The sequence below is a fragment of the Sphaerisporangium dianthi genome (genome assembly GCF_042654065.1).
GTDB lineage: Bacteria > Actinomycetota > Actinomycetes > Streptosporangiales > Streptosporangiaceae > Sphaerisporangium > Sphaerisporangium dianthi.
In genome coordinates this window covers 132,150-154,699 of the sequence record NZ_JBHSFP010000014.1, presented here as the reverse complement: position 1 = coordinate 154,699, position 22,550 = coordinate 132,150, and the positions used below count along the sequence as shown (strand labels likewise).

The 22,550-nt window shown below is 67.6% G+C and carries 9 protein-coding genes and 1 pseudogene; 5 read left to right on the top strand and 5 right to left on the bottom strand.

Translation table 11 applies throughout. The features are described from left to right. Positions 1–40: 40 nt before the first annotated feature. Entirely contained in the window at positions 41–1,540 is a 1,500-nt protein-coding gene (locus ACFO60_RS21130; protein WP_380842573.1) for an FAD-dependent monooxygenase, read from the top strand. Here ACFO60_RS21130 and ACFO60_RS21125 read toward each other — a convergent pair. Beyond that, positions 1,508–2,830 (bottom strand): MFS transporter, encoded by a 1,323-nt coding sequence (locus ACFO60_RS21125; RefSeq protein ID WP_380842570.1) that lies wholly within the window; start codon positions 2,828–2,830, stop codon positions 1,508–1,510. The genes ACFO60_RS21130 and ACFO60_RS21125 overlap by 33 nt on opposite strands. A 134-nt stretch (positions 2,831–2,964) precedes the next feature. On the opposite strand from ACFO60_RS21125, the gene ACFO60_RS21120 reads away from it, so the two are divergent. Beyond that, positions 2,965–3,897, top strand: a complete 933-nt coding sequence (locus ACFO60_RS21120; RefSeq protein ID WP_380842568.1) for a LysR family transcriptional regulator — start codon at positions 2,965–2,967, stop codon at positions 3,895–3,897. Between the two features lie 18 nt (positions 3,898–3,915). On the opposite strand, the gene ACFO60_RS21115 is transcribed toward ACFO60_RS21120, so the two are convergent. Together ACFO60_RS21115 and ACFO60_RS21110 are read right to left on the bottom strand one after the other, a co-directional pair. Next, positions 3,916–8,028: an NACHT and WD repeat domain-containing protein gene (locus ACFO60_RS21115; protein ID WP_380842566.1), complete on the bottom strand. Its 4,113-nt coding sequence runs from the start codon at positions 8,026–8,028 to the stop codon at positions 3,916–3,918. 151 nt (positions 8,029–8,179) lie between these two features. Further along, positions 8,180–8,485 (bottom strand): hypothetical protein, encoded by a 306-nt coding sequence (locus tag ACFO60_RS21110; protein WP_380842563.1) that lies wholly within the window; start codon positions 8,483–8,485, stop codon positions 8,180–8,182. A 134-nt stretch (positions 8,486–8,619) separates the two neighbouring features. On the opposite strand from ACFO60_RS21110, the gene ACFO60_RS21105 reads away from it, so the two are divergent. The 3 genes from ACFO60_RS21105 (at position 8,620) to ACFO60_RS21095 (ending at position 17,347) form a co-directional block, all read left to right on the top strand. Then, positions 8,620–9,054, top strand: coding sequence for a hypothetical protein (locus ACFO60_RS21105; protein WP_380842561.1), 435 nt, complete (start codon positions 8,620–8,622; stop codon positions 9,052–9,054). Positions 9,055–9,884: 830 nt separating this feature from the next. Further along, positions 9,885–10,706 carry an AfsR/SARP family transcriptional regulator gene (locus ACFO60_RS21100; RefSeq protein WP_380842559.1) on the top strand — a complete coding sequence of 274 codons (822 nt, stop codon included), beginning with the start codon at positions 9,885–9,887 and terminating at the stop codon, positions 10,704–10,706. A gap of 392 nt (positions 10,707–11,098) precedes the next feature. Continuing rightward, positions 11,099–17,347 carry a DNRLRE domain-containing protein gene (locus ACFO60_RS21095; protein WP_380842557.1) on the top strand — a complete coding sequence of 2,083 codons (6,249 nt, stop codon included), beginning with the start codon at positions 11,099–11,101 and terminating at the stop codon, positions 17,345–17,347. Between the two features lie 324 nt (positions 17,348–17,671). Here ACFO60_RS21095 and ACFO60_RS21090 read toward each other — a convergent pair. Next, a pseudogene (locus tag ACFO60_RS21090) lies at positions 17,672–18,193 on the bottom strand (hypothetical protein); the annotation flags it as partial. Between the two features lie 9 nt (positions 18,194–18,202). Further along, on the bottom strand, positions 18,203–22,357 hold the full coding sequence (locus ACFO60_RS21085; RefSeq protein WP_380842555.1) for an NACHT and WD repeat domain-containing protein: 4,155 nt from the start codon (positions 22,355–22,357) through the stop codon (positions 18,203–18,205). Positions 22,358–22,550 lie beyond the last annotated feature (193 nt).

Sequence of the window (22,550 nt, the reverse complement as noted above, 5' to 3'; positions counted from 1 at the left end):
CGAGTTGCGTTTTTAACCGGGTAACGCTTAGATGCCCGGTATGAAGCAGACCGATGTTCTCGTGGTGGGTGCCGGGCCGACCGGCCTCACGCTCGCGTGTGATCTGGCCCGACGTGGCGTCGCGGTACGCATCGTCGATCGGGTTCCCGAGTTCCCCCATGGGTCGCGCGGCAAGGGCTTGAGTCCACGCAGCCTGGAGGTGCTCGACGATCTCGGCGTGGTCGAGCGGCTGCTGGAGTCCGGCACCACGCACCTGCCGCATCGCAAGTACCGGGGCGCGGAGGTCGTCGCCGAGATCGACCCGGAGGCCGATCGGGTGGCGACGCCGGACGTCCCCTACCCGACCGGCCTGCTGATCCCGCAGTGGCGGGTGGAGCGGACGCTGCGCGAGCGGCTCGCCGAGTTCGACGTCGCCGTCGAAGTCGACGCCGAGCTGCGGGACATCGGCCAGGACGCCGACGGTGTGACCGCGACCGTCGCGGGTAAGCCGATCCGCGCGCGGTACCTGGTCGGTTGCGACGGGGGCCGCAGCACCGTCCGCAAGGCACTCGGCCTGCGTCTGCACGGTCAAACGCCGGACATCCAGCTCATGGCGGTCGGCGACGTCGAGGTCGACGGACTCGGCCGTGACGCCTGGCACCAGTGGTTCGCCGGCGGCAGCGCGATCATGCTCTGCCCGCTACCCGGCACGACCGCCTTCCAGGTCCAGGCATCGCACGAGCTCGGCCCGGACGGAACGCCGCTGGAGCCGACGCTGGAGACGTTCCAGCGGACCTTCGACCGCGTCGCCGGAATCCCCGGTGTGCGGCTGCGCGATCTGACCTGGAGCTCGAGCTACCGCGTCAACGTCCGTATGGTCGACCGGCTTCGCGTGGACCGAGTGTTCCTCGCCGGAGACGCCGCGCACGTGCACCCCATCGCCGGCGGCCTCGGCATGAACACCGGCATCCAGGACGCCTACAACCTGGGCTGGAAACTCGGCCTCGTGCTGGCCGGCAAGGCCGCACCGGACCTGCTCGACACCTACGACGAGGAACGGCTGCCGATAGCGAGCCGGCTCCTCGACATCACCTCGGAACGGCTCGACGCGGTCCTCACGGCGATCGAGCAGTCGGGCGGCGGCGTGGACGCCGTGGCCTCGCCCGAACTCACCCAGCTCCAGCTCGGATACCGGTGGAGCCGGCTGTCCCGTGACGCCGCGGGCCGATCCGGCCACGTCCGGCCAGGCGACCGGGCGCCGGACGGTCTCTGCCTCGACCCGGTCACCGGGTCGCGGATACGCCTGTTCGACCTCTTCCGAGGACCCCGGTTCACCCTGCTCGGCCTCGGTGAACGCTGTGGCGCCGCACTGGACGACCTCAAGACCGACGTCGTCGCGCCCTACCTGATCGGGCCGGGCGGCCTCACCGACGACGCCGGACACGTGGCACGCGCATACGGCCACGACGCCCAGGTCCTCGTGCGTCCAGACGGTTACGTCGGCCTGATCGCCGACGCCGGCGACGCGTCAGCGGTCACCGACTATCTCCGCTCCCTGTGACCGATCCGAGCCCGGTCCGGACCGGGTTCCGAGCCCGGTCCGGACCGCCGCGTCCCGCAGCGCGTCGTGCGGGCGCTCTCGCGGCGTGTCCTCGCGGCGCGGGAGCAGTAGCGGGGTGGCCAGGAGGAGGACTCCGGCGACGGCGATGGCGGTGCGGGGACCGGTGATCGCGGCCAGCAGGCCCCATACGGCGGTCAGGGCCGCGATGGTGGCGCTGCCGCTGACCGACCACGCGGCCAGGGTGCGGGCGACCCGGCCCGGGTCGGTGTGCTCCAACCGGTAGGTGGACACCACCGGGTTGAACACGCCGCAGCAGGTCACCAGGCCGAATTGGACGGCGATGACGAGCATGATCCCGGGGACTCCGGGCTGGACGAACGCCAGCCCCACGGGCCAGATCGCGCGCAGCGCCCCGGCGGCGCGCATCACCGTCCGCTGCCCGAACCGGGCCACGAGCCGGCGCGCCAGCCGCGCCCCGACGAGGCCGCCGACACAGGGGAGGGCGAACGCGAGGCCATACTGCCAGGGGGTGAACCCGAGGTGGCCGAGCAGGAGTACGGCGAGCAGCGGCTCGGTCGCCATGATCAGGCCGTTGACCAGGATCGTGTTGCAGAACATCCGGCGCAGCGCCCGGTGGGCCAGGATGAGACGCCACCCTTCGAGCAGGTCGCCCGCGCGCAGCCGTCGCGCGCCGGTTCGCGTCGGGCGCGGCTCGCCTCCGCCGATCGTCCGGACGCACAGTGCCGACAGCAGGTAGCTGACCGCGTCGGCCATCACCGTTGCCACCGGGCCGAACATCCCGATCGCGAGCCCGCCGAGCGGCGGCCCCGCCACGGTCGAGGCCCACGTCGTGGACTCGAAGCGGGCGTTCGCGACCAGCAGGTCCTCGGGTGGCACGAGCGTCTTCAGATACGCGCCGCCGGCCGCGTTGAAGGCGATCTTGGCCGCGGCGGCGACGACGGAGACGACGAGGAGCTGCGCGAAGCTGAGCAGGCCGAGCGCGAACGCGGCGGGGACGCTCATCAACGCCGCGAAGCGGGTCAGGTCCATCGCCACCATCACCGGCCGCTTGCGGCGGAACTCCACCCACGGTCCGAGCGGCACCGCGACCACGGCCCCCACCGCCAGCCCCGCGGCGGACAGCGCCGACACCTCGGCCGGCCCGGAGTGCAGCACGAGGACCGCGATCAAGGGGAACGCCCCGAACCCGAGACCCGTGCCGTACGCGCTGACCGCGTAGGCCGCCCACAACCACCCGAACCGCCGCCCCAGCGCCCGCCCGCCCGTCATGCCCGACCCCACGTCCCGTCGATCCGAACAACCACACATTGACCACCGGTATCCAAGCGGCGAGTGGATGGCGAGATCAAACAACAGATCTGCCGCCAAGACACAACCAACTGGTGTGGGACTAACCTTCCGGTGTGGATCTCGATGCTGTGCGCACCTTCGTGGCCGCCGCGGACGCGGGGCGGTTCCAGGACGCCGCCGACCAGATGTCGATCACCCAGCAGGCCGTCTCCAAGCGCATCGCCACACTGGAGAGGAACCTCGGTGTGCGACTGTTCACGCGCACCGCGCGAGGTGCGCAGCTCACCATCGACGGGCAGGCGTTCCTGCCCCACGCCCGCGATCTCCTACGGGCCGAGGAGCGGGCGATCGCCAGCGTTCGTCCCGGCCATCGCGCGCTGCGCGTCGACGTGATCGGCCGCCGGCTCGCCCCGGCCGCCCTGCTGGGCGACTTCCACCGCGCGCATCCCGAGGTCGAACTCGATGTCGTGACCCTCTTCGACGCGGACGCGGCCATAGCCGCCGTGCGGTCCGGCACGATCGACGCGTCCTTCCGCGCCGTCACCATGCCCGGCCGGCAGCTTCCCGGCGACATCGGGGCCGCCCGGGTGTTCGACGAACCCGTCCAGCTTCTCACCGGACCGGCCCACGAGCTCGCCGGCGTCCGCGCGGTCACGCCCGCCGAACTCGCCGGGCACCGCATCTGGATGCCCGGACTCGTCCCCGGAACCGAGTGGGCCGCCTTCTACGACGACCTCGCCGCCGCGTTCGGGCTCACCATCGAGATCACCAGCCCTGACTTCGGCACCGAGCCCCTGCTGGACACCATCGCCGACTCACGGTCACTGGCGACCTTCGTCGGCGAGCGGACCCGCCTCGTCTGGCCCGCCGACCACGGCCTGCGGCGCATCGCCGTACGCGACCCGACACCGGTCTACCCGCACTCCCTGACCTGGCACCGCGACAACCCCCACCCCGGCCTCGCCGCCCTCCGCGCCCACTTCGCCTCCAGGCGTCCCGCCCCCTCCGACGGCGAAGCCTGGACCCCGGCCTGGGCACAGCAGTAGGAGCTTGTTTCCCGGGCGTCAGGGACACACTGGTCGATAGTCCACCTCTGATACGTATTGGGCCCATTCGGCGCGGGTGAAGGAACGGGCGGGTATCGCGCAGACGGCTGCCAGCAGATCTTTGGGCATGCCTACATCCCACAAGCGTGTCGTGCCGTCGTTGCCCCCGGTGGCCAGCGTCTGCCCGTCGGGGCTGAAGGCGAGCGAGGTGACCCCGTCGGTGTGGCTGGCGAGGGAGGCGCCGATGGGCGCGCTGGTCGCGGTGTCCCACAGGCGCACGGTGCCGTCCGTGCCGCTGGTGGCCAGGGTCTGTCCGTTGGGACTGAAGGCGAGCGAGGTGACCCCGTCGGTGTGCCCGGCGAGGGGGGCGCCGATGGGAGTGCGCGTCTTGACCTGCCAGAGCCGCACCGTGCCGTCCTTGCTGCCGGTGGCCAGGATCCGTCCGTCGGGGCTGAAAGCCACCGAGGCGACCCCGTTGGTGAGGCCGGCGAGCGGGGCGCCGATGGGATTGCGGCTATTGACCTGCCAGAGCCGCACCGCGCCCTCCTGGCTGATGCTGGCCAAGATCCGTCCATCAGAGCTCAGAACGGACGAAGTGTCCCATCCGCGGCTGCTGGCGAGCGGGGCATTGATGGGTCTACCTGTCCGGACATCCCATAATTGCGCGCTGCTGTCGTCCGCGCCGCTGGTGACCAGGGTCTGTCCGTCAGAGCTGAAAGCGACCGAAGTGGTCGCGAAGAGGCGTCCGGTCAGCGGTGCACCGATGGGCTTACCGGTCCGTGTGTTCCACAATCGTGTCGTGCCGTCGAAACTGCTGGTGGCCAGGGTTCGGCTGTCGGGGCTGAAGGCGATTGAGGTGATCAACCTGGTGTGGCCGGTGAGCGGCGCGCCGATGGGGGTGCGGGTCGCGGCGTCCCACAACCGCACGGCGCCGTCACTGTCACCGGTGGCCAGGGTCTGTCCGTCGGGGCTGAAGGCGACCGGGGTGCCCAAGCTGGGCTGATCGGTGCGCGGAGTCCCGATTGAGGTGTGGAGTCTGATGTTCCACAACCGCACGGTGTTGTCCACACTGGCGGTGGCCAGGGTCTGTCCGTCGGGGCTGAAGGCGACCGAGGTGACCTGGTAGATGTGGCCGGTGAGCGGCGCGCCGATGGTCGTGCGGGTCGCCGCGTCCCATAACCGCACGGCGCCGTCACCGCCGCCAACGGCCAGGATCGACGGCCTGTTGGGGCTGAAAGCCACAGAGAAGTCGCCACGGGGGTGAACGGGGAGAGAAAGCTTGATCGGTGTGCGCGTTCTGACCTGCCACAGTCGCACCACGCCGTCCAGGCCGCTGCTGGCCAGCAGTTGCCTGTCGGCACTGAAGGAGATCGCGGTGACCGCCTTGGTGTGACCGGTGAGCGGACCGCCGATGAGTGTGCGGGACGCGGTGTCCCATAATCGCACGGTGCCGTCGAAACCGCCGGTGGCCAGGGTCATTCCGTCCGAGGTGAAGGAGAGGGCGGTGACCGCTTTGGTGTGGGCGGGGAGCGGATCACCGATGGGAGCGCGCGTCGCGGTGTCCCATAATCGCACGGTGCCGTCGAAACCGCCGGTGGCCAGGGTCTGTCCGTCGGGGCTGAAGCAGAGAGAGGTGACGGCGTTCTTGTGGGCGGTGAACGGGCCGCCGAGGGGGGTGCGCGTGGTGATGTCCCACAGTCGCACCGTGCCGTTGTCGCCGATGGCGAGCGTTCGCCGGTCGGGGCTGAAGGCCGCCGAGGAGACCCAGCCGGTGTACCCGGGGAGGGGGGTGTCGATCAGTTTGCGGGCCCTGGCGTCCCACAATCGCGCCAGGCCGTCGCCGACGGTGGCCAGCGTCCGCCCGTCTGAGCCGAAGGCCACCGCGGAGATCGGACGGAAGGGGGCGGTCAGGACGGCGCGTTGAGGGCGGCTGAGGATGTTGAGCATGGCGGCGAGGGCTTCAGGCGTGGGGCTGATCCGCCAGGCCGTCGCCGCCAGCAACGCGGGCAGTGCGGGGTCGCCGCCGCTGAGCAGTTCGCTTCGGGCGGCCAGCCGCCGCGACAGGGCCACATCGCGCTGGCCGCTGATGTCGCGCTCGGCCTTCAAGGCGACGCCCGCCGCGCCCATCGCTATGACCAGCAACACGGCCAGGGCGGCGGTCACGGTGCGGCGCAGCAGCGTGGCGCGTTTACGCGCGGTGATGGCGGCGTCCAGGAACCTCTCGGCGGCGTCCGGCAGGGCGGGGTAGCGGTCGGAATGGGCCTGCCAGTGCGGCCGGGCGTCCAGGACCGAGGTCAGGCGCTCACCGTGGTACAGAAACGACGCGCGACGCTGGTTGCGGGCCCAGTCCTCGGCGTCCTCCACCAACCGGTGGTACAGGGCCTGGTCGGCCGGGTCCTGCTCGAGCCACCCGGCGAGCCGCGGCCAGGCGTGCAGCAGGGAGTCGTGGGTGATCTCCGCGGTCTGCTCGCTGACCACGATGAGCCGTTGCGCGGCGAACGCCTCCACCACCTGCTCGACATGTGCCGGGTCGGCGCCCCCCTTCCGCTCAGCCGGCGGGCCCACGGCGGCCGGCGAAGATTGGGGGATGGGCCGGCGCTGGTAGGGCATGGGCCGGCGGACGGGCCGCCCGTCGGCGGTGAGCTTGGTCAGCCGGTGGAACACCTGCCGGGCGACGGCCTGCTGATGGGCGGGCAGCGCGGTGTACACGGTTTCCGCGCTGGTCTGGATGGCGTGGGCGACCCCGCCCGACAGTCCGTAGCTGCGGCTGGTCAGCTTGTTCCCTTCGCGGTGTTTCCAGGTGACCCGCATCGCCTCCGACAGCAGCGGCAGCGCCCCCAGCTCGTATCGGCCCTCACCCGCACGGCCCGGCAGATCACCCAGGATGGTGTCCACCAGCGCCGGAGAGATCTCCACCCCGGCCTGCTCGGCGGGACCGGTCAGGGCCAGGCGCAACTCCGGCCCGCTCATCGGCCCGACCAAAAACAACCCGTCCCGCACCGCGTCGGCCAGCTGCGGGTAGGCCGCGCAGTCGGTGAGAAAGTCGCTGCGCACCACCACGATGACCAACGCCGCCGGCTCACCGTCCGGCCCGCACGGCCGGGTCGCCGCCGCGTGCAACGCCGCGATGAAATCCGCCCGCTGCCCCTCGGCCCACCCCGCATCGCCGGACTCGGCATCCTCCGGCAGGGTGAACACCCGCTCGAACGGATCCACCACCAGCACCAGCCGATCTCCGCTGCTGGTGGCCGGCCCACCGGCCAAGGCACGGGCACGGGCACGGGTGACCACCGCGTCACGCACCACGGTGTGCGCCTGCTGCGGCGCACTCTGCAGCACCCGCCGGATCAGGGTCGGGTCGGCGCCGGCCACCGCGGCCAGCACCCGCGCCAGCTCGTCACACGGCGTGGCGGTCGGATGCAGCACCGCCACCGGCCACCCGGCAGACTCGGCGCTCAACCCCCCACCGGCCAACGCCGGCAACAACCCGGCGTGCACCAGCGAGGACTTACCCGCCCCCGACGCCCCGGCCACCACCAGAATCCCCGGACGATCCAACCGGTTGGCCAGCGCGTCCACCAACTGCGCGGTCAACCTCTCCCGGCCGAAGAACACCCGCGCCTGATCCTGCTCGAACGCCGCCAACCCCGGATACGGACATTCCCCGACCCACCGGTTGACCACCTCGGCCGCCTCCTCGGCCTCCCTCGCCTGGATGGCCTCCAGCGCCGCCCCAGCCGCCTCCCCCGCCCCGATCGCCTCAGCGGGGGTCTCCCTCGCGCGGGCCGGATCGGCCGCCACCGGATCAGGCGGAGACGACCGAGCCTCGCGCAACCATCGCCGCCACTGCTCCTCATCCAGCAGCCCCGCGCTCACCTGCCCAGGCGGCACCCGCAGACGTCGGCAATGCTCCACGAGCACCCGGACCATCACCAAGAACGCCGCCTCCGACTCCGGCAGATGGCGACCACGTTTCCAATCGCTGATCCGCGGCCCGCTCACCGGCCGCCCCCGCCCTGCGGGCCGCCGCCGATTCACCTCACCGACCAGACTCTTCACCGGCAGATCAGCGGCCAGCTCCAGCAGCTCGGCCAGCCGCGCAGCGAACAACCGCCTCGGCGTCAACTCCACCTCACCCATTCCAACCCCCGCACATCTCCCTCACCTTTCGGACCGACCGGTCCGAAAGAGCCGTCAGAAAGCTCTCACCAGCGAGACGTTCAAATCGACACTCGACCGAGCCGCACCGACACAACACCTATGCGTCGATCAGTCGCCCTGATCAGCATTGCAACAGTGCCACCGGAGCGCCTCGGGCAAGTAGAGCGCCAGGAACCGGCTCCGCTCGTCGGCGCGGAGAATCTCGAAGCCCGCCGCGACCAACCCCTGTGGGAACAGCGGCAACCAGCCGCCCCCCAGGGGCGCGGCGGCGGAGCAGGCGGACGGTGGCCGGGAAGAGGACGACCAGGCCGAAGCCGAAGCACAGCCAGATCGACAGCAGGGCCGGCGCGCCGATCACCGCGTTCACCACGGCCAGGGCGAGCAGCGTCAGAGCGAGCCCGAATCCGGCCACCGTCCGGAGGATCACGGCACCAAGTCTGTGACACCCGGCGCTTGGCCCGCAGTGGCTGTGATGCCCGTTCCAAGGTGAACTTAGGTACACCTCCGCCGGGGCCGCAGACGCATTCCGCCCGCCACGCCGCGCTTCCCACCGTCGGCCGCATGGAAATCATCGAGATCACCGATCCGCACAAGGTATACGGACGGCAGGTGGCGGCCGACGACGTCTCGTTCACCCTCCACGAGAGCGAACTGTTCGGCCTCCTCGACCGCAACGACGCCGGCAGGTCGCCCGCTCACCAGCCGCTCCCGCCCAGGATGCCGCCGCCGGCGCATTTGACCGACCGAGCTCTTCACCGGCAGATCAGCGGCCAACTCCAGCACTTCAGCCAGTCGCGCGGGAACAACCGCCTCGGCGTCAACTCCGCCTCACCCGGCCCCCGCACACAGCCGCCACTTTTCGGACCGAACCGGTCCGAAAAGCCCACGCCAAAGTCCTCACCAGCGAAAACACTCCGATCGGCACTCGACCGAGCCCCACCGACACAGCACCCATGCGTCAATCACGGGACATCAACACCAAGCGACCTTCGCTGAGCGTAGTAGGCGAAACGGTCGCTGAGGAGACGACGAAGGGAGCACAAGCGAGGAACAGATGAGCCGATCCAGTAAACCTGCCATCGATATCGCCGTGATACTCGACCACGTCGGCGACAGTCAGTTCGGCGAGCTTGCGACTCGATGCCCACGACGTGCTCGGTGCTCAGGCAACCCGCCAGGTCTTCTCCGGGCGGGATGGGCCGTCGCTAACCTTCACCGTACTTCCGGCATGCCGAAGATGCTCGAAGTCTGTCGTTCACAGCCCGTGACCCGGTTACCAACCGTTCTTGATCGACAGGCGGTTTACAGGGCTGCAGGGCTCTTGCCTGTCAAGTTACGGGCAGGAGCTCCGCTCAAGATCGCAGAGGCCTTGCCCGACCTCTGCACGAATTGACAAGAACTGTGCAGAAATCATCAACAACCTCCTCCTGAGAGTCGTTGATGATCGTCTCAACAGGTCAATCAGCGTAACAATGGCTGCGAACAGCTTAAGAGAGATACACGCAGAGACATCGTCATCAACTTTGGAGTGGAGCGTGGGCGGGCGTCCGGTAGCGCCGAAGCTGATACCCAAGGGCATTGAAGATCCGCCCAAGCCGACTGTGCGTGCCGCTCCTCAATGGCCGAGGCCGGGCACTGGACAGGTTGACCTTCCAAGGGGACGGCCGCGGTCGCGGGTGTCTGTGGCTCCGGTGGTGATGCCCGCGGACGCGGAGTCGGCGGACGAGGTTAAAGGCAAAGCCGCTTCGCCCTCTCCGCCGGCGCCCCGCCCCGAGATGACCTATAGGCAGGCCAACCCGTCTGACGACATTTTTCAGAGGAGCAACGTGGAGTTCAACGTCTTGGGCCGTATAGGGGTCACCGATGATACCGGTCACCCGATTCGCTTGACGCGCGGCAAGCACCTTCACCTGCTCGCGCTTCTTTTACTACGCCGGAACGGTCTGGTCCGGACGGACTGGCTGCTCGACCGGCTATGGAATGGGAGGCCGCCTAACTCTGCTGTAAGCAATCTCAAAACTTACATCACTCAGTTACGGCGCCTGCTGCCGCAGCGACGGCTGAGCACCGAACTCGGCGGATACGTCTTACAAGTAGCGGACAGCGAGTTGGACTCCATAATTCTCGAGAGTTTGGTTTTCCAGGGACGGAACGCGCTTTCCCAGGGTAGATACGCGTTGGCGTTACATGATTTCGAGGCAGCTCATAAGCTGTGGCGAGGTGAACCTCTTCAGCAACTGGCCTGTGATGACGAGTTGGCGGCGTGGCATGACCGGCTCATCGAAGACTTCAATACGCTGACTGAGGACCTTTTTCACGTACGGCTTATGATGGAGCGACACGCCGAGGTTATCGGCGAACTGCTTTCCTGGACACGCCTCCACCCGCTGCGAGAGCGGTCGCATGCGCAACTCATGCTCGCTTTGCACCGTAGCAACCGTATACCTGAAGCGCTTGAGGTCTACAACCGTCTGCGTCTTGGGTTGGCAGAGGAGTTCGGTGTCGAACCAGCCTTGGCGCTGCAACGACTGCACAATGAAATTCTCAATATGGACGCTTCCTTCGGCGGGAAGCCGGCAGCGGAGCATGTTCCACCTCAGGCGTGGTCGCTGATGGGTTCGCGTGATGACGTCTTTTCGGCGACATGATCTGGACAGATGGATTTCTGTGGCCATGTCCCATGCTATTCAGATAGATACGCGGACATGTCACCACACCTCCGGCCTTCCGCCCGCCCAGCGGAGGCACGCTGCGCTGGATCCCGACCCAGGCCGACGGCGACGAGCTGGACCAGCGAACCTGCTCTTACCCGGCCGACGCCGACGAAGTCCGCGATCTGCATGCAGACGCCGACGGCGATGGGCGTGGGCGCGATGACCGAGGGAAGTTCTTGCCGAGCTGCACGTCGGCCTGGGTGTAAACGGCAGGCCCATTGGGTGCGTCAGCGTGCGCGGCAGCATCCTCGGCCCGGGAGGATGCTCCGTCAGCGACATCGCCCGTGAGCCCTCCGGCTCACCCACTTCGGATACCGAAAGATCACGTGAAAGCCACCGAGAAAGCCTTATCGGCGATGTGTCGCAAATGTGCTGTAAATGTGCCGATCGCCGCTACCGTCCTCCACGGAAGAGTCCGTTTTGCGACCTGTGGAGAGATAATGACGTTCTTACCCATCAAGCCTCGGCGGGGGCTTCTGCGGGCGGGAGCCGTAGCCATGGTGGTGACCATGGCTTTGTCGACGGCTTCCGCAATTCCGTCGTCGGCGACAACAGCAACCGCGACGAGCGCTGCCCCGGCTCCCGAGAAGGTGGTCGAACGACCGGATCGCGTGTCGGCAGCCCTTGCCGCACGGCTACAGAAGAGTCCCGTTCTGATCAGCGGGGAGACCACCGAATCGAGTGTCACTTATGCGGACGGGAACGGTACTTTCACCACCGAGTCGACCAGCGGTGTGGCCCGCGTTCTGCGGGACGGGAAGTGGTTGCCGGTCGATGCCCGACTGACCGAAGTCAACGGCCTGCTCAAGCCGCGCGTAGCCAAGGCCGACATCGAGGTCTCGGAAGGCGGCGACCACCCGTTCGCCAAACTGACCCGCGGCGAAGGTGAGTCCGTGGCGCTGTCGTGGCCTTCCACGCTCCCGAAGCCGACGGTCAAGGACAACGTCGCCACCTACACCGACGCTGGCGGCCCCGGGATCGATCTGGTCGTGACGACATCCCCGACCGGCGTCCGGCACGACATCGTACTGCGGACCCGGCCAACCGGCCCGGCGGAGTTCACCATCCCGATCACCACCAAGGGCCTGACGCTCAGCAAGACGGCCGACGGACGCCTGGAGCTGACCGGCAAGTCGGGCAAGATCCGCGCTCGGGCAAGCGAGCCAGCCATGTGGAGCGCCGGCACTCCTGGCAAGGCCGGGTTCCACAGTCGGCGCGGCGAGCGCGGCAAGCCCGGCGCGATCACGGGCGACCTCGTCGTCAGGGGCGGTAAGCAGGCGCTGGTGCTCAAGCCGGACGCCGACTTCCTCGCTGACCCGGCCACCCAATACCCCGTCACGGTAGACCCCACCGTGGTCCTGCCGATCAACACCGATGCGGGGGTCAGCAACATCTTCGGTGCGAACGCAACCGGCCCGTTCATGAAGGTCGGCACCGACACCGGCAGCGAGAAGAGCCGCGGCTACCTGAAATTCAACACCAGCGGTCTGCCGTCCACGATCACCTCGGCCAGGCTGACGATGCGGAACATGGACGCACCCGCCTGCGGCCCCAACGTGGGCGGCGGCATCCAGGTCCGGCAGATCACCAGCGCATGGGACCCGAACACGATCACCTGGACCGCGCAGCCGACCAGCATTGCCACCGACGCGGCGCTGTCCACGGAGGGCTCCCAGGGCTACATCGCCGGAACGTGTGGCTTGGGCTACATGAACTGGAACATCACCAACATCGTCAAGAAGTGGGCGGCCGGTACCACCGCCAACAACGGCCTAGTGCTACGCGCCCCCACCGAGGGCACGACCTCCAGCTACTGGGTCTACTCCACCTCAGAGGAAACGGTGGAGTTCAACTTTCCGCCCAAGCTCATCGTGACCTACACTGTTCCGCCCACCGTTGGGGCGCTGTCCGTCAGCCCGTTTGTCGCCGCCCGTACCAACTCGCTCATTCCGACCCTGCACGCCCAGCTTAAGGACGCCGACGGGGGTGGACTGACCGGCCAGTTCGAAGTGCAGCGCAGCGGGAGCATCATCTGGACCGGCACAGCCACCAACGTCGCGGCCGGCAGTGAGGCCTCGGTAGTAATCCCAGCGGGCACGCTAGCCGACGGCCAGCAGATCAAGTGGCGGGCCCGAGCCAACGACGGCACGACCTACTCCGCCTATTCCGCCTGGCAGGACCTTACAGTCGACACCAGCGTCCCGCAGCCACCCGCCCTCTCCTGCGCGGGCTACCCGGCCAATGTGTGGACAGCCAACCAGAGCGGACCCACGACCTGCACACTCGACTCGCCATCGGCGAACGTCACCGGGTACACCTGGCAATTGGAGAGCGCGCTCCAGTCGACTACGGTGACCGGTGATCCGGCGGCCATCAGCATCGACCCGAACGAGGGCTGGCACACGCTGACCGTCCGTGCTACTGGCGCCTCCGGGACCTCCTCGGCCGACGCCACCTACACCTTCGGCGTCGGAGTCGGTGAAGTAACGAAGCCCACCCAGGACGACCGCATCCAGGCCGCGATCACCCTGGCGTCCCGGGCGAAGCTGGAGTATTCGGCTGTCCGCTACCAGTACCGCTCCGATCTTGACGGCGGTGACTGGGTGGACATTCCCCCTGCGAATGTGAGCGTGCCCGGCATGCCCAGCCCGATTTCGGGCTGGCCGCAGACCCGCAGTGACACCAGTAAGGACTTCGCCGACCTGACCTGGAACGCGGCCACCACCCTCGCCTCGCGGGGGGACGGCCCGGTCGATGTGCGCGCCTGTTTCGTCGGGGCCGACGAGCAGTGCTCCAAGGCGGTGCAGTTCACATTGGAAAGGACCGCCTTCGGCTCCTCTTACGCCACGCACTCGCTTGGTCCGGGCGAGGTCTCACTGCTTACCGGGGATTACTCCGTCTCCGCTGCCGACGTATCGGCTTACGGACTGTCGGTCGGTCGCGGACACACAACCCTGGCCCCCACGAGCTCGAGCGTGTTCGGGCCAGGCTGGACGGCATCCCTGCCCGCTGGGTCCTCCGAGGTATCAGCACTGACCTTCGCTGACCACTCGGCTGATGGATATGTCCTGTTCGTCGGGTCCGACGGCGCTCAGCTGACCTACACAGTCCAGAGCGACGGCACCTACAAGGGAACCGGCGACGCAACCGACGGGTCGACCGTCGTTAAGGATTCCACCACCCGTTTCACCCACACGAGCAGCGCCGGAGTGAAGACGATCTTCAATTTGGCCAACAACGTGTGGAATGTGACTTCGATCGACGAGCCAGGCACAGAGAACACCACGACCTACCGCTACGACGGCCAGGGCCGCGTGACCCGAATCCTGGCACCGTTAGCCGGTGGGGTGGATTGCTCGACCGCGTTTGCCGCGGGTTGCAAGGCGCTCGAAGTCACTTATGCGTCCACCACGACCGCGACCGGGGTCGGCTCCGGTTGGGGGAACTTCAGTGGTCAGGTGTCCTCGATTTCGTTCATCGCATACGACTCGGCCACCTCTGCCATGAAGACCACAGTCATGGCTTTGTACGCGTACGACTCAATCGGTCACCTGCGGACGGTCACAGATCCGCGTACCAGCCTGAGCACGATGTACTACTACAACGGCGATGGCCGGATCTCTCAGATCACCCCACCAGGCCTGGCACCGTGGACCATCGCGTACGACAGTGGGGGCAGGCTCGCGCACGTGAGCCGGACCAGCCCTCAGGGCGAACTCACCCAGGCTGTCGCCTATGATTTGCCCATCGGTGGCAGCGCACCGATCGACCTGACCAGTGCCAAGACCGCCACGTGGGCCCAAACGGTCGACCTGCCGCGTGTCGGCACGGCGTTGTTCCCCCCTTCGCGTGTCCCCTCCCGCAATGGCTCGGGAGCATACACGCCGAGTACCGACGACTACCCGTACGCGACTCTGGCCTATCTCGATGTAAATGGCCGGATGGTTGATACCGCAAGCTACGGAGCGGGGGCCTGGCAGATTTCAGCCACCCGATACGACAACGATGGAAACAATATATGGCAACTGTCGCCGGGAAATCGTGCGCAGGCGCTAGCGCCAAGCATAGACACCGATGCAGTTGTCTCCGGCATGTCGAGTTCAGCGGATCGCGCTGACGCACTTGCCTCCATCGCCACCTATGACTCTAAAGGTGATGTCCTCACGACCACCGGACCGGCTCATCGAATCACATTGGCCTCTGGCCAGGTCGTGTATTCGGCCCGTCTCCGGACCGAATACACCTACGATGAGGGGGCGCCTGCCGACCGTGTGGGCGCCGGCCTGGTCACCACGACCACGACCACGCCCGTAATCCTGGACGGCACCGCTTCCGTCGGCAGCGCGGATGTGCAGAAATTCAAGACTGGCTACGATGCCATTGTGGCTGGCGACACGACAGGTTGGCAGTTGTACCTCTCAACAAGCCAAACTAAGGTCGTGTCCGGAGGCGCGGACATCGTTCGAAAGACCCGTTACGACAGTGCCGGTCGAGAGATCGAGAGGCGGATGCCGGCGTCAAGCGGCACAGACGCCGGTACGACAGTTACCACCTACTACACCGCGGGCGCCAACAGCATTTCCGCGTGTGGAAGCAAGCCGCAGTGGGCTGGACTTCTGTGTCGCTCGGCATCGGCGAGTCAACCGGCCGGCAAAGCTTTACCGACTACCACGTATGCGTACGACTATTACGGGCAGTTGAAGCAGACGATCGAGGACAACGGCACTGCCGTGCGCACCTCGTCGGCGACCTACGATGCCGCCGGACGCCCCACCACCACCGCTTTGTCCGTGTCCCCGGCAACCGCTGGTGGAACAGCGGTTCCGGATGTCACCTACACATACAACGCGGCGAACGGTTTCCTGGCAATAGTGGCGACCAGCGCCGAGTCGACTACCACGACCTACGATGCTCTCGGCCGCGTTACATCTCAAACTGATGCCACCGAGAATGTCGCCACGACCACGTATGACGCGGTCGGTCGCATCGCCTCAATCGCGGACGGTAAGGGTACGACCACTTATGGATATGACGGAAACGACGCTGACGGACGGGTTGAGCGGCGCGGCCTTCCGACTAGCATCACCGCCAGTACGCACGTCTTTTACGGCTCCTATGATGCGAACGGTCAATTGATCAAGCAGGTCTACCCGGGCGGTCTTACCGCCACGAGCCGGTATGACACTGCTGGGCAAGAGACCAATCTGAATTACACCCGAAACACCTCCACCTGGCTCGACTACAGGATCAACTACGACGCCAGCGGACGAGTCGCCACGCGGACCGGACCGGCAGGTGATCAGGTGTTTGGATACGATGGCGCCAGTCGACTCACCCGGGTCGCCGACACATACTCTGGGTCTTGCACGACCCGCGCCTACGCATTCAGTGTCGATACGAATCGAACGAGCCTCACTACCTATCCGGCAGCCGCGGATAAGAGCTGTTCCACCGCAACCACGCCTACTGTAAAATCGTACACATATGACAGTGCCGACCGGATTACCAATGCCGGGTATGTTTATGACGATTTTGGGCGCACCACGCAGGTGCCCGGATCGCATACAAGCGGCGCGGATGTGACGGTTGGATACTTCGCCAATGACATGGTGGCCGAGCTCACTCAGGAGTACACCACCAAGACCTTCACCCTCGACCCGCTGGGTCGGCTGGAGTCCACAACTTCAAACGGTCAGTTCGCCTCTGGCACCACCACCAACCACTACGCCGATAGTGGTGATTCTCCTGCATGGATCGATGAGGCAAACGGAGGCTGGACCCGCAATATCGCCGGGTTCAATGGGTTGAGCGCAACGCTGGCTAGTAATGGCGCTCTTACCCTGCAACTCACCAATCCGCATGGCGACCTGGTCGCTACTGCTGATCGGCTGGGTTCCGGTGTCAGCGCTTACTTCGAGCAGACCGAATATGGCACTCCTCGAGGTGACAATGTAACCAATCCTGCGCGCTACGGATGGCTCGGCGGATTCCAGCGTTCCAGTGACGCCATGGGTGGCCTCATCCTCATGGGTGTAAGGCTGTACAACCCGGCTACAGGGCGGTTCCTTTCTGTTGACTCGATCATCGGTGGTAATGCCAATCCGTATGAATATGGTGTCGGCGACCCGGTGAACCACAATGACCTTGATGGTCGTGGAAAATCGGGCAATGGAAAGTGCAGTGCCAGCCCCTGCTATGCCGATGCCAACTTCGTGGCCGGCTGGCTGGGGTCAAGCTACACGGTAGGCCAGTCTTTCAGGTTCTCGTACAATAAGAAGACGAAGAAAGTCGCCAGCTTCAAGGCTTTCAGCCCTTATGTTAGAGGTCTGCGTAATGGTGTGATCGCGGCTGCCAGCGTTCGCCAAGAAGGCTATTACAGCTTTAGTACGTGGGGCTATAAGAGCGGCTATCTCAGAAAGACAATGGTCTACGTCGGGAGAAAGCTTCCTGGCGGGCAAATTTCAGGCCCTGGGGGTGGAGGTGGCGTAAACGATATCGAAAGCTACGATAGCTTCGAAATCCGATTCTATGCCCACGGCGACGGAAGCTACACTTGGACGATCGCCGACTACTGACAAACTAGGATAGTTCATACTAGTTGGCGCTCTGCCCGGCCTGCGAGGGCAGAGCGCCAACTGATTGCACGTATATGCCTTGGACGGCCTATCAGGTTGACGCTTGATATCGTCGGGATAGCCGTCGGTCCTTCATGAGTGGGCTCTGGTCGTGTAGTGACCGCACCCGATCTTGTTTTTCGCGGGTGTCCATGCTCGTTGCCCGACTGTCGCGTCGGGTGGCGGCGTTCCACGGGTCCGGGTGGTCTCCTCCGGGGGGTTGTCGGGACGGGGTGGTGCTGTCAAGGCGCTGGAAGGGTTTGCGGGCGGTGATAGCGGTGGCGATCAGGCCGGCCCAACGCCGGCTTCGCCGTGTTCGCCGGTGTAGAGGCGAAGGTGTTCGGCGGTGAGGGTGGGGCGGTGGTGATGAGGTGGGATGGGGGCCGGAGAAGATGATCTGGCCGTCGTCGTGGCCGGTGCCGGGGGCCGAGGTCGATGATCCAGTCGGCGTGGGCCATCACGGCCTGGTGGTGTTCGTCGACCAGGCGGTCGAGCAGGGCGAGAAGCTGGTCGACGTCGGCCAGATGGAGGCCGGTGGTCGGCAAGGACCTCGGGGGTGAAGCGCTTGCCTTCGCACTGCTCGCATACCGAGGCGACCTCGGTCATCATCGCCAGGTCGGTGTAGATCAGGCCGATGCCCTTGCAGGCCGGGCAGGCCCCCTCGGAGTTGGCGCTGAACAGCCGTAGTGCCGTTATCGCACATGGCCTGTGTTGCTGCCGGGCGGTGGGGCGGGCATGTCGCGCTTGGGCGTAGGGGCGGTGGTGGGCTTGCGGGCATGGGGTAAAGGTCGTTGGTGGCGTCGCCCGTTTCAGGGTTCAGGGGCACACTGGTCGGTAGTTCACCTCTGATACGTATTGGGCCCATTCGGTGCGGGTGAAGGGACGGGTGGGAATCGCGCAGACGGCTGCGAGCAGATTTTTGGGCATGCCTACATCCCATAGCCGCGTTGTGCCGTCGTCGCTGCTGGTGGCCAGGGTCTGCCCGTCGGGGCTGAAGGCGAGCGAGGTGACCCGGTTGGTGTGGCCCGCGAGGGGAGCGCCGATGGGAGTGCTGGTCGCGGTGTCCCACAGGCGCACGGTGCCGTCCGTGCCGCTGGTGGCCAGGGTCTGTCCGTTGCGACTGAAGGTGATCGAAGTGATCGCGTCGGTGTGGCCCGCGAGCGGGGCGCCGATGGGGGTGTGCGTCTTGACCTGCCATAGCCGCACCGTGCCGTCTTCGCCGCCGGTGGCCAGGGTCTGCCCGTCAGGGCTGAAGGCGACCGAGGTGGCCCGGTTGGTGTGGCCGGCGAGCGGGGCGCCGATGGGGGTGCGCGTCTTGACCTGCCATAGCCGGACGGTGCCTTCCCGGCTGATGCTGGCCAGGATCTGTCCATCAGGGCTCAGGACGGACCAGGTGTTGTACTCGCTGTCGACGAGCGGGGCACTGATGGGCTCACCGGTCCGGGCATCCCACAGTCGCGCGCTGCCGTCCTTGCCGCTGGTGGCCACGGTCTGTCCATCCGAGCTGAAGGCGACCGAGGTGGCCAGGTAGGTGTGGCCGGCCAGCGGCGCACCGACGACCCTGCCGGTCCTTGTGTTCCACACTCGTGCTGTGCCATCGAAGCTGCTGGTCGCCAAGGTCCGGCTGTCGGGGCCGAAGGCGATCGAGGTGATCGCGTCGGTGTGGCCGGTGAGCGGCGTGCCGATGGGGGTGCGGGTCGCGGTGTCCCATAACCGCACGGCGCCGTCGCCGCCACCGGTGGCCAGGGTCTGTCCGTCGGGGCTGAAGGCGACCGAGGTGCCCAAGTCGGGGTGATCGGTGCGCGGAGTCCCGATGGAGGTGTGGGGTCTGACGTCCCACAAGCGCACGGTTCTGTCCTCACCTGTGGTGACCAGAGTCCGTCCGTCTGGACCGAAAGCGATCGAGGCCACCCGGTTGATGTGGCCGGTGAGCGGCGTGCCGATGGGTGTGCGGGTCGCGGTGTCCCATAACCGCACGGTGCCGTCACCGCCGCCGATGGCCAGGATCGACGGCGCTCTGGGGCTGAAGGCGATGGAGAAGTCGCCGCGGGGGTGGACGGGGAGCGGAAGCTTGATCGGTGTGCGCGTTCTGACCTGCCACAGTCGCGCCACGCCGTCCAGGCCGCTGCTGGCCAGCAGTTGCCTGTCGGCACTGAAGGAGATCGCGGTGACCGCCTTGGTGTGACCGGTGAGCGGACCGCCGATGGCAGTGCGGGTCGCGGCGTCCCACAATCGCACGGTGCCGTGGAAACCGCCGGTGGCCAGGGTCTGTCCGTCGGGGCTGAAGGACAGTGCGGTGACGGCGTCCTTGTGGGCGGTGAGCGGAGCACCGATGGCAGTGCGGGTCGCGGCGTCCCACAATCGCACGGTGCCGTGGAAACCGCCGGTGGCCAGGGTCTTTCCGTCGGGGCTGAAGCAGAGAGAGGTGACGGCGTTCTCGCCGGCGGTGAACGGGCCGCCGAGGGGCGTGCGCGTGGTGACGTCCCACAACCGCACCGTGCCGTTGTCGCCGATGGCCAGGGTTCGCCGGTCGGGGCTGAAGGCCATCGAGGAGACCCAGCCCTTGTATCCGGGGAGAGAGGTGCCGATCAGTTTGCGGGTCTTGGCGTCCCACAGTCGCGTCAGGCCGTCGCCGATGGTGGCCACTGTCCGCCCGTCTGAGCCGAATGCCACCGCGGAGATCGGACGGAAGGGGGAGGCAAGGACGGCGCGCTGGGGGCGGCTGAGGATGTTGAGCATGGCGGCGCGGGCCTCGGGGGTGGGGCTGATCCGCCAGGCCGTCGCCGCCAGCAACGCGGACAGCGCGGGGTCGCCGCCGGTGAGCAGTTCGCTGCGGGCGGCCAGCCGGCGGGACAGGGCCACATCGCGCTGGCCGCTGGTGTCGCGCTGGGCCTCGATGGCGATGCCCGCCGCGCCCAGGGCGACGACCAGCAACACGGCCAGGGCGGCGGTCACGGTGCGGCGCAGCAGCGTGGCGCGTTTGCGCGCGGTGATGGCGGCGTCCAGGAACCCGCGCGCGGTCTCGGGCAGGGCGGGGTAGCGGTCGGGGTGGGCCTGCCAGTGCGGCCGGGCGTCCAGGACCGAGGTCAGGCGCTCACCGTGGTACAGGAACGACGCGCGACGCTGGTTGCGGGCCCAGTCCTCGGCGTCCTCCAGCAACCGGTGGTACAGGGCCTGGTCGGCGGGGTCCTGCCGCAGCCACCCGGCGAGCCGCGGCCAGGCGTGCAGCAGGGAGTCGTGGGTGATCTCCGCGGTCTGCTCGCTGACCACGATGAGCCGTTGCGCGGCGAACGCCTCCACCACCTGCTCGACATCGCACCGATCGATCCCCTCCTGCTGCTCAGCCGGCCGACCGGCGCCGACCGGCGCGAGGGTGCCGGGTTGCGGAACGGGCCGGCGCTGGTAGGGCATGGGCCGGCGGACGGCCCGCCCGTCGGCGGTGAGCTTGGTCAGCCGGTGGAACACCTGCCGGGCGACGGCCTGCCGGCGGGCGGGCAGCGCGGTGTACACGGTCTCGGCGCTGGTCTGGATGGCGTGGGCGACCCCGCCCGACAGTCCGTAGCTGCGGCTGGTCAGCCTGTCGCCTTCGCGGTGTTTCCAGGTGACCCGCATCGCCTCCGACAGCAGCGGCAGCGCCCCCAGCTCGTATCGGCCCTCACCCGCAGAGGCCGGTAGATCACCCAGGATGGTGTCCACCAGCGCCGGGGAGATCTCCACCCCGGCCTGCTCGGCGGGACCGGTCAGGGCCAGGCGCAACTCCGGCCCGCTCATCGGCCCGACCAAAAACAACCCGTCCCGCACCGCGTCGGCCAGCTGCGGGTAGGCCGCGCAGTCGGTGAGGAAGTCGCTGCGCACCACCACGATGACCAACGCCGCCGGCTCGCCGTCCGGCCCGCACGGCCGGGTCGCCGCCGCGTGCAACGCCGCGATGAAATCCGCCCGCTGCCCCTCGGCCCACCCCGCGCCACCGGACTCGGCATCCTCCGGCAGGGTGAACACCCGCTCGAACGGATCCACCACCAGCACCAGCCGCTCACCGCTGCTGGTGGCCGGCCCACCGGCCAAGGCACGGGCACGGGCACGGGTGACCACCGCGTCACGCACCACGGTGTGCGCCTGCTGCGGCGCACCGCGCAGCTCCTGCCGGATCGGGGCCGGGTCGGCGCCGGCCACCGCGGCCAGCACCCGCGCCAGCTCGTCACACGGCGTGGCGGTCGGATGCAGCACCGCCACCGGCCACCCGGCAGACTCGGCGCTCAACCCCCCACCGGCCAACGCCGGCAACAACCCCGCGTGCACCAGCGAGGACTTACCCGCCCCCGACGCCCCGGCCACCACCAGAATCCCCGGACGATCCAACCGGTTGGCCAGCGCGTCCACCAACTGCGCGGTCAACCTCTCCCGGCCGAAGAACACCCGCGCCTGATCCTGCTCGAACGCCGCCAACCCCGGATAGGGACACCCGCCGGCCCACCGATGGACCAGCTCGGCCGCCTCGGCGGCTTCGTTCGCCTCGGCGGCGGCCTCCTTCGCCTCGTTCGCCTCAGCGGGGGCGTCCTTCGTCCCGTTCGTCTCGGCGGGGGCCCTCTTGGCCCCGACCGGTTCGACGACCACCGGATCGGGCGGAGACGACCGAGCCTCGCGCAACCATCGCCGCCACTGCTTCTCATCCAGCAGCCCCGCGCTCACCTGCCCAGGCGGCACCCGCAGACGTCGGCAATGCTCCACGAGCACCTGGACCATCACCAGGAACGCCGCCTCCGACTCCGGCAGATGGCGACCGCGTTTCCAATCGCTGATCCGCGGCCCGCTCACCGGCCGCCCCCGTCCGGCAGGCCGCCGCCGATTCACCTCACCGACCAGACTCTTCACCGGCAGATCAGCGGCCAGCTCCAGCAGCTCGGCCAGCCGCACGGCGAACAACCGCCTCGGCGTCAACTCCCTCTCGCCCATCCGCGCAACCTCGCTCATAGCCACCATCCTTCGGACCGAACCGGTCCGAAAAATTCGCCGCAGAGCCCTCACCAGCGAGAACGTCCCGATCGACGCTCGACCGAGCTGCGCTGACACAGCATTTGTGCGTCAATCGCTGCGACATCAACATCAAGCGATCCTCGCCGAGCGTAGTAGGCGAAACGATCGCCGACGAGACCACGAAGGAGCG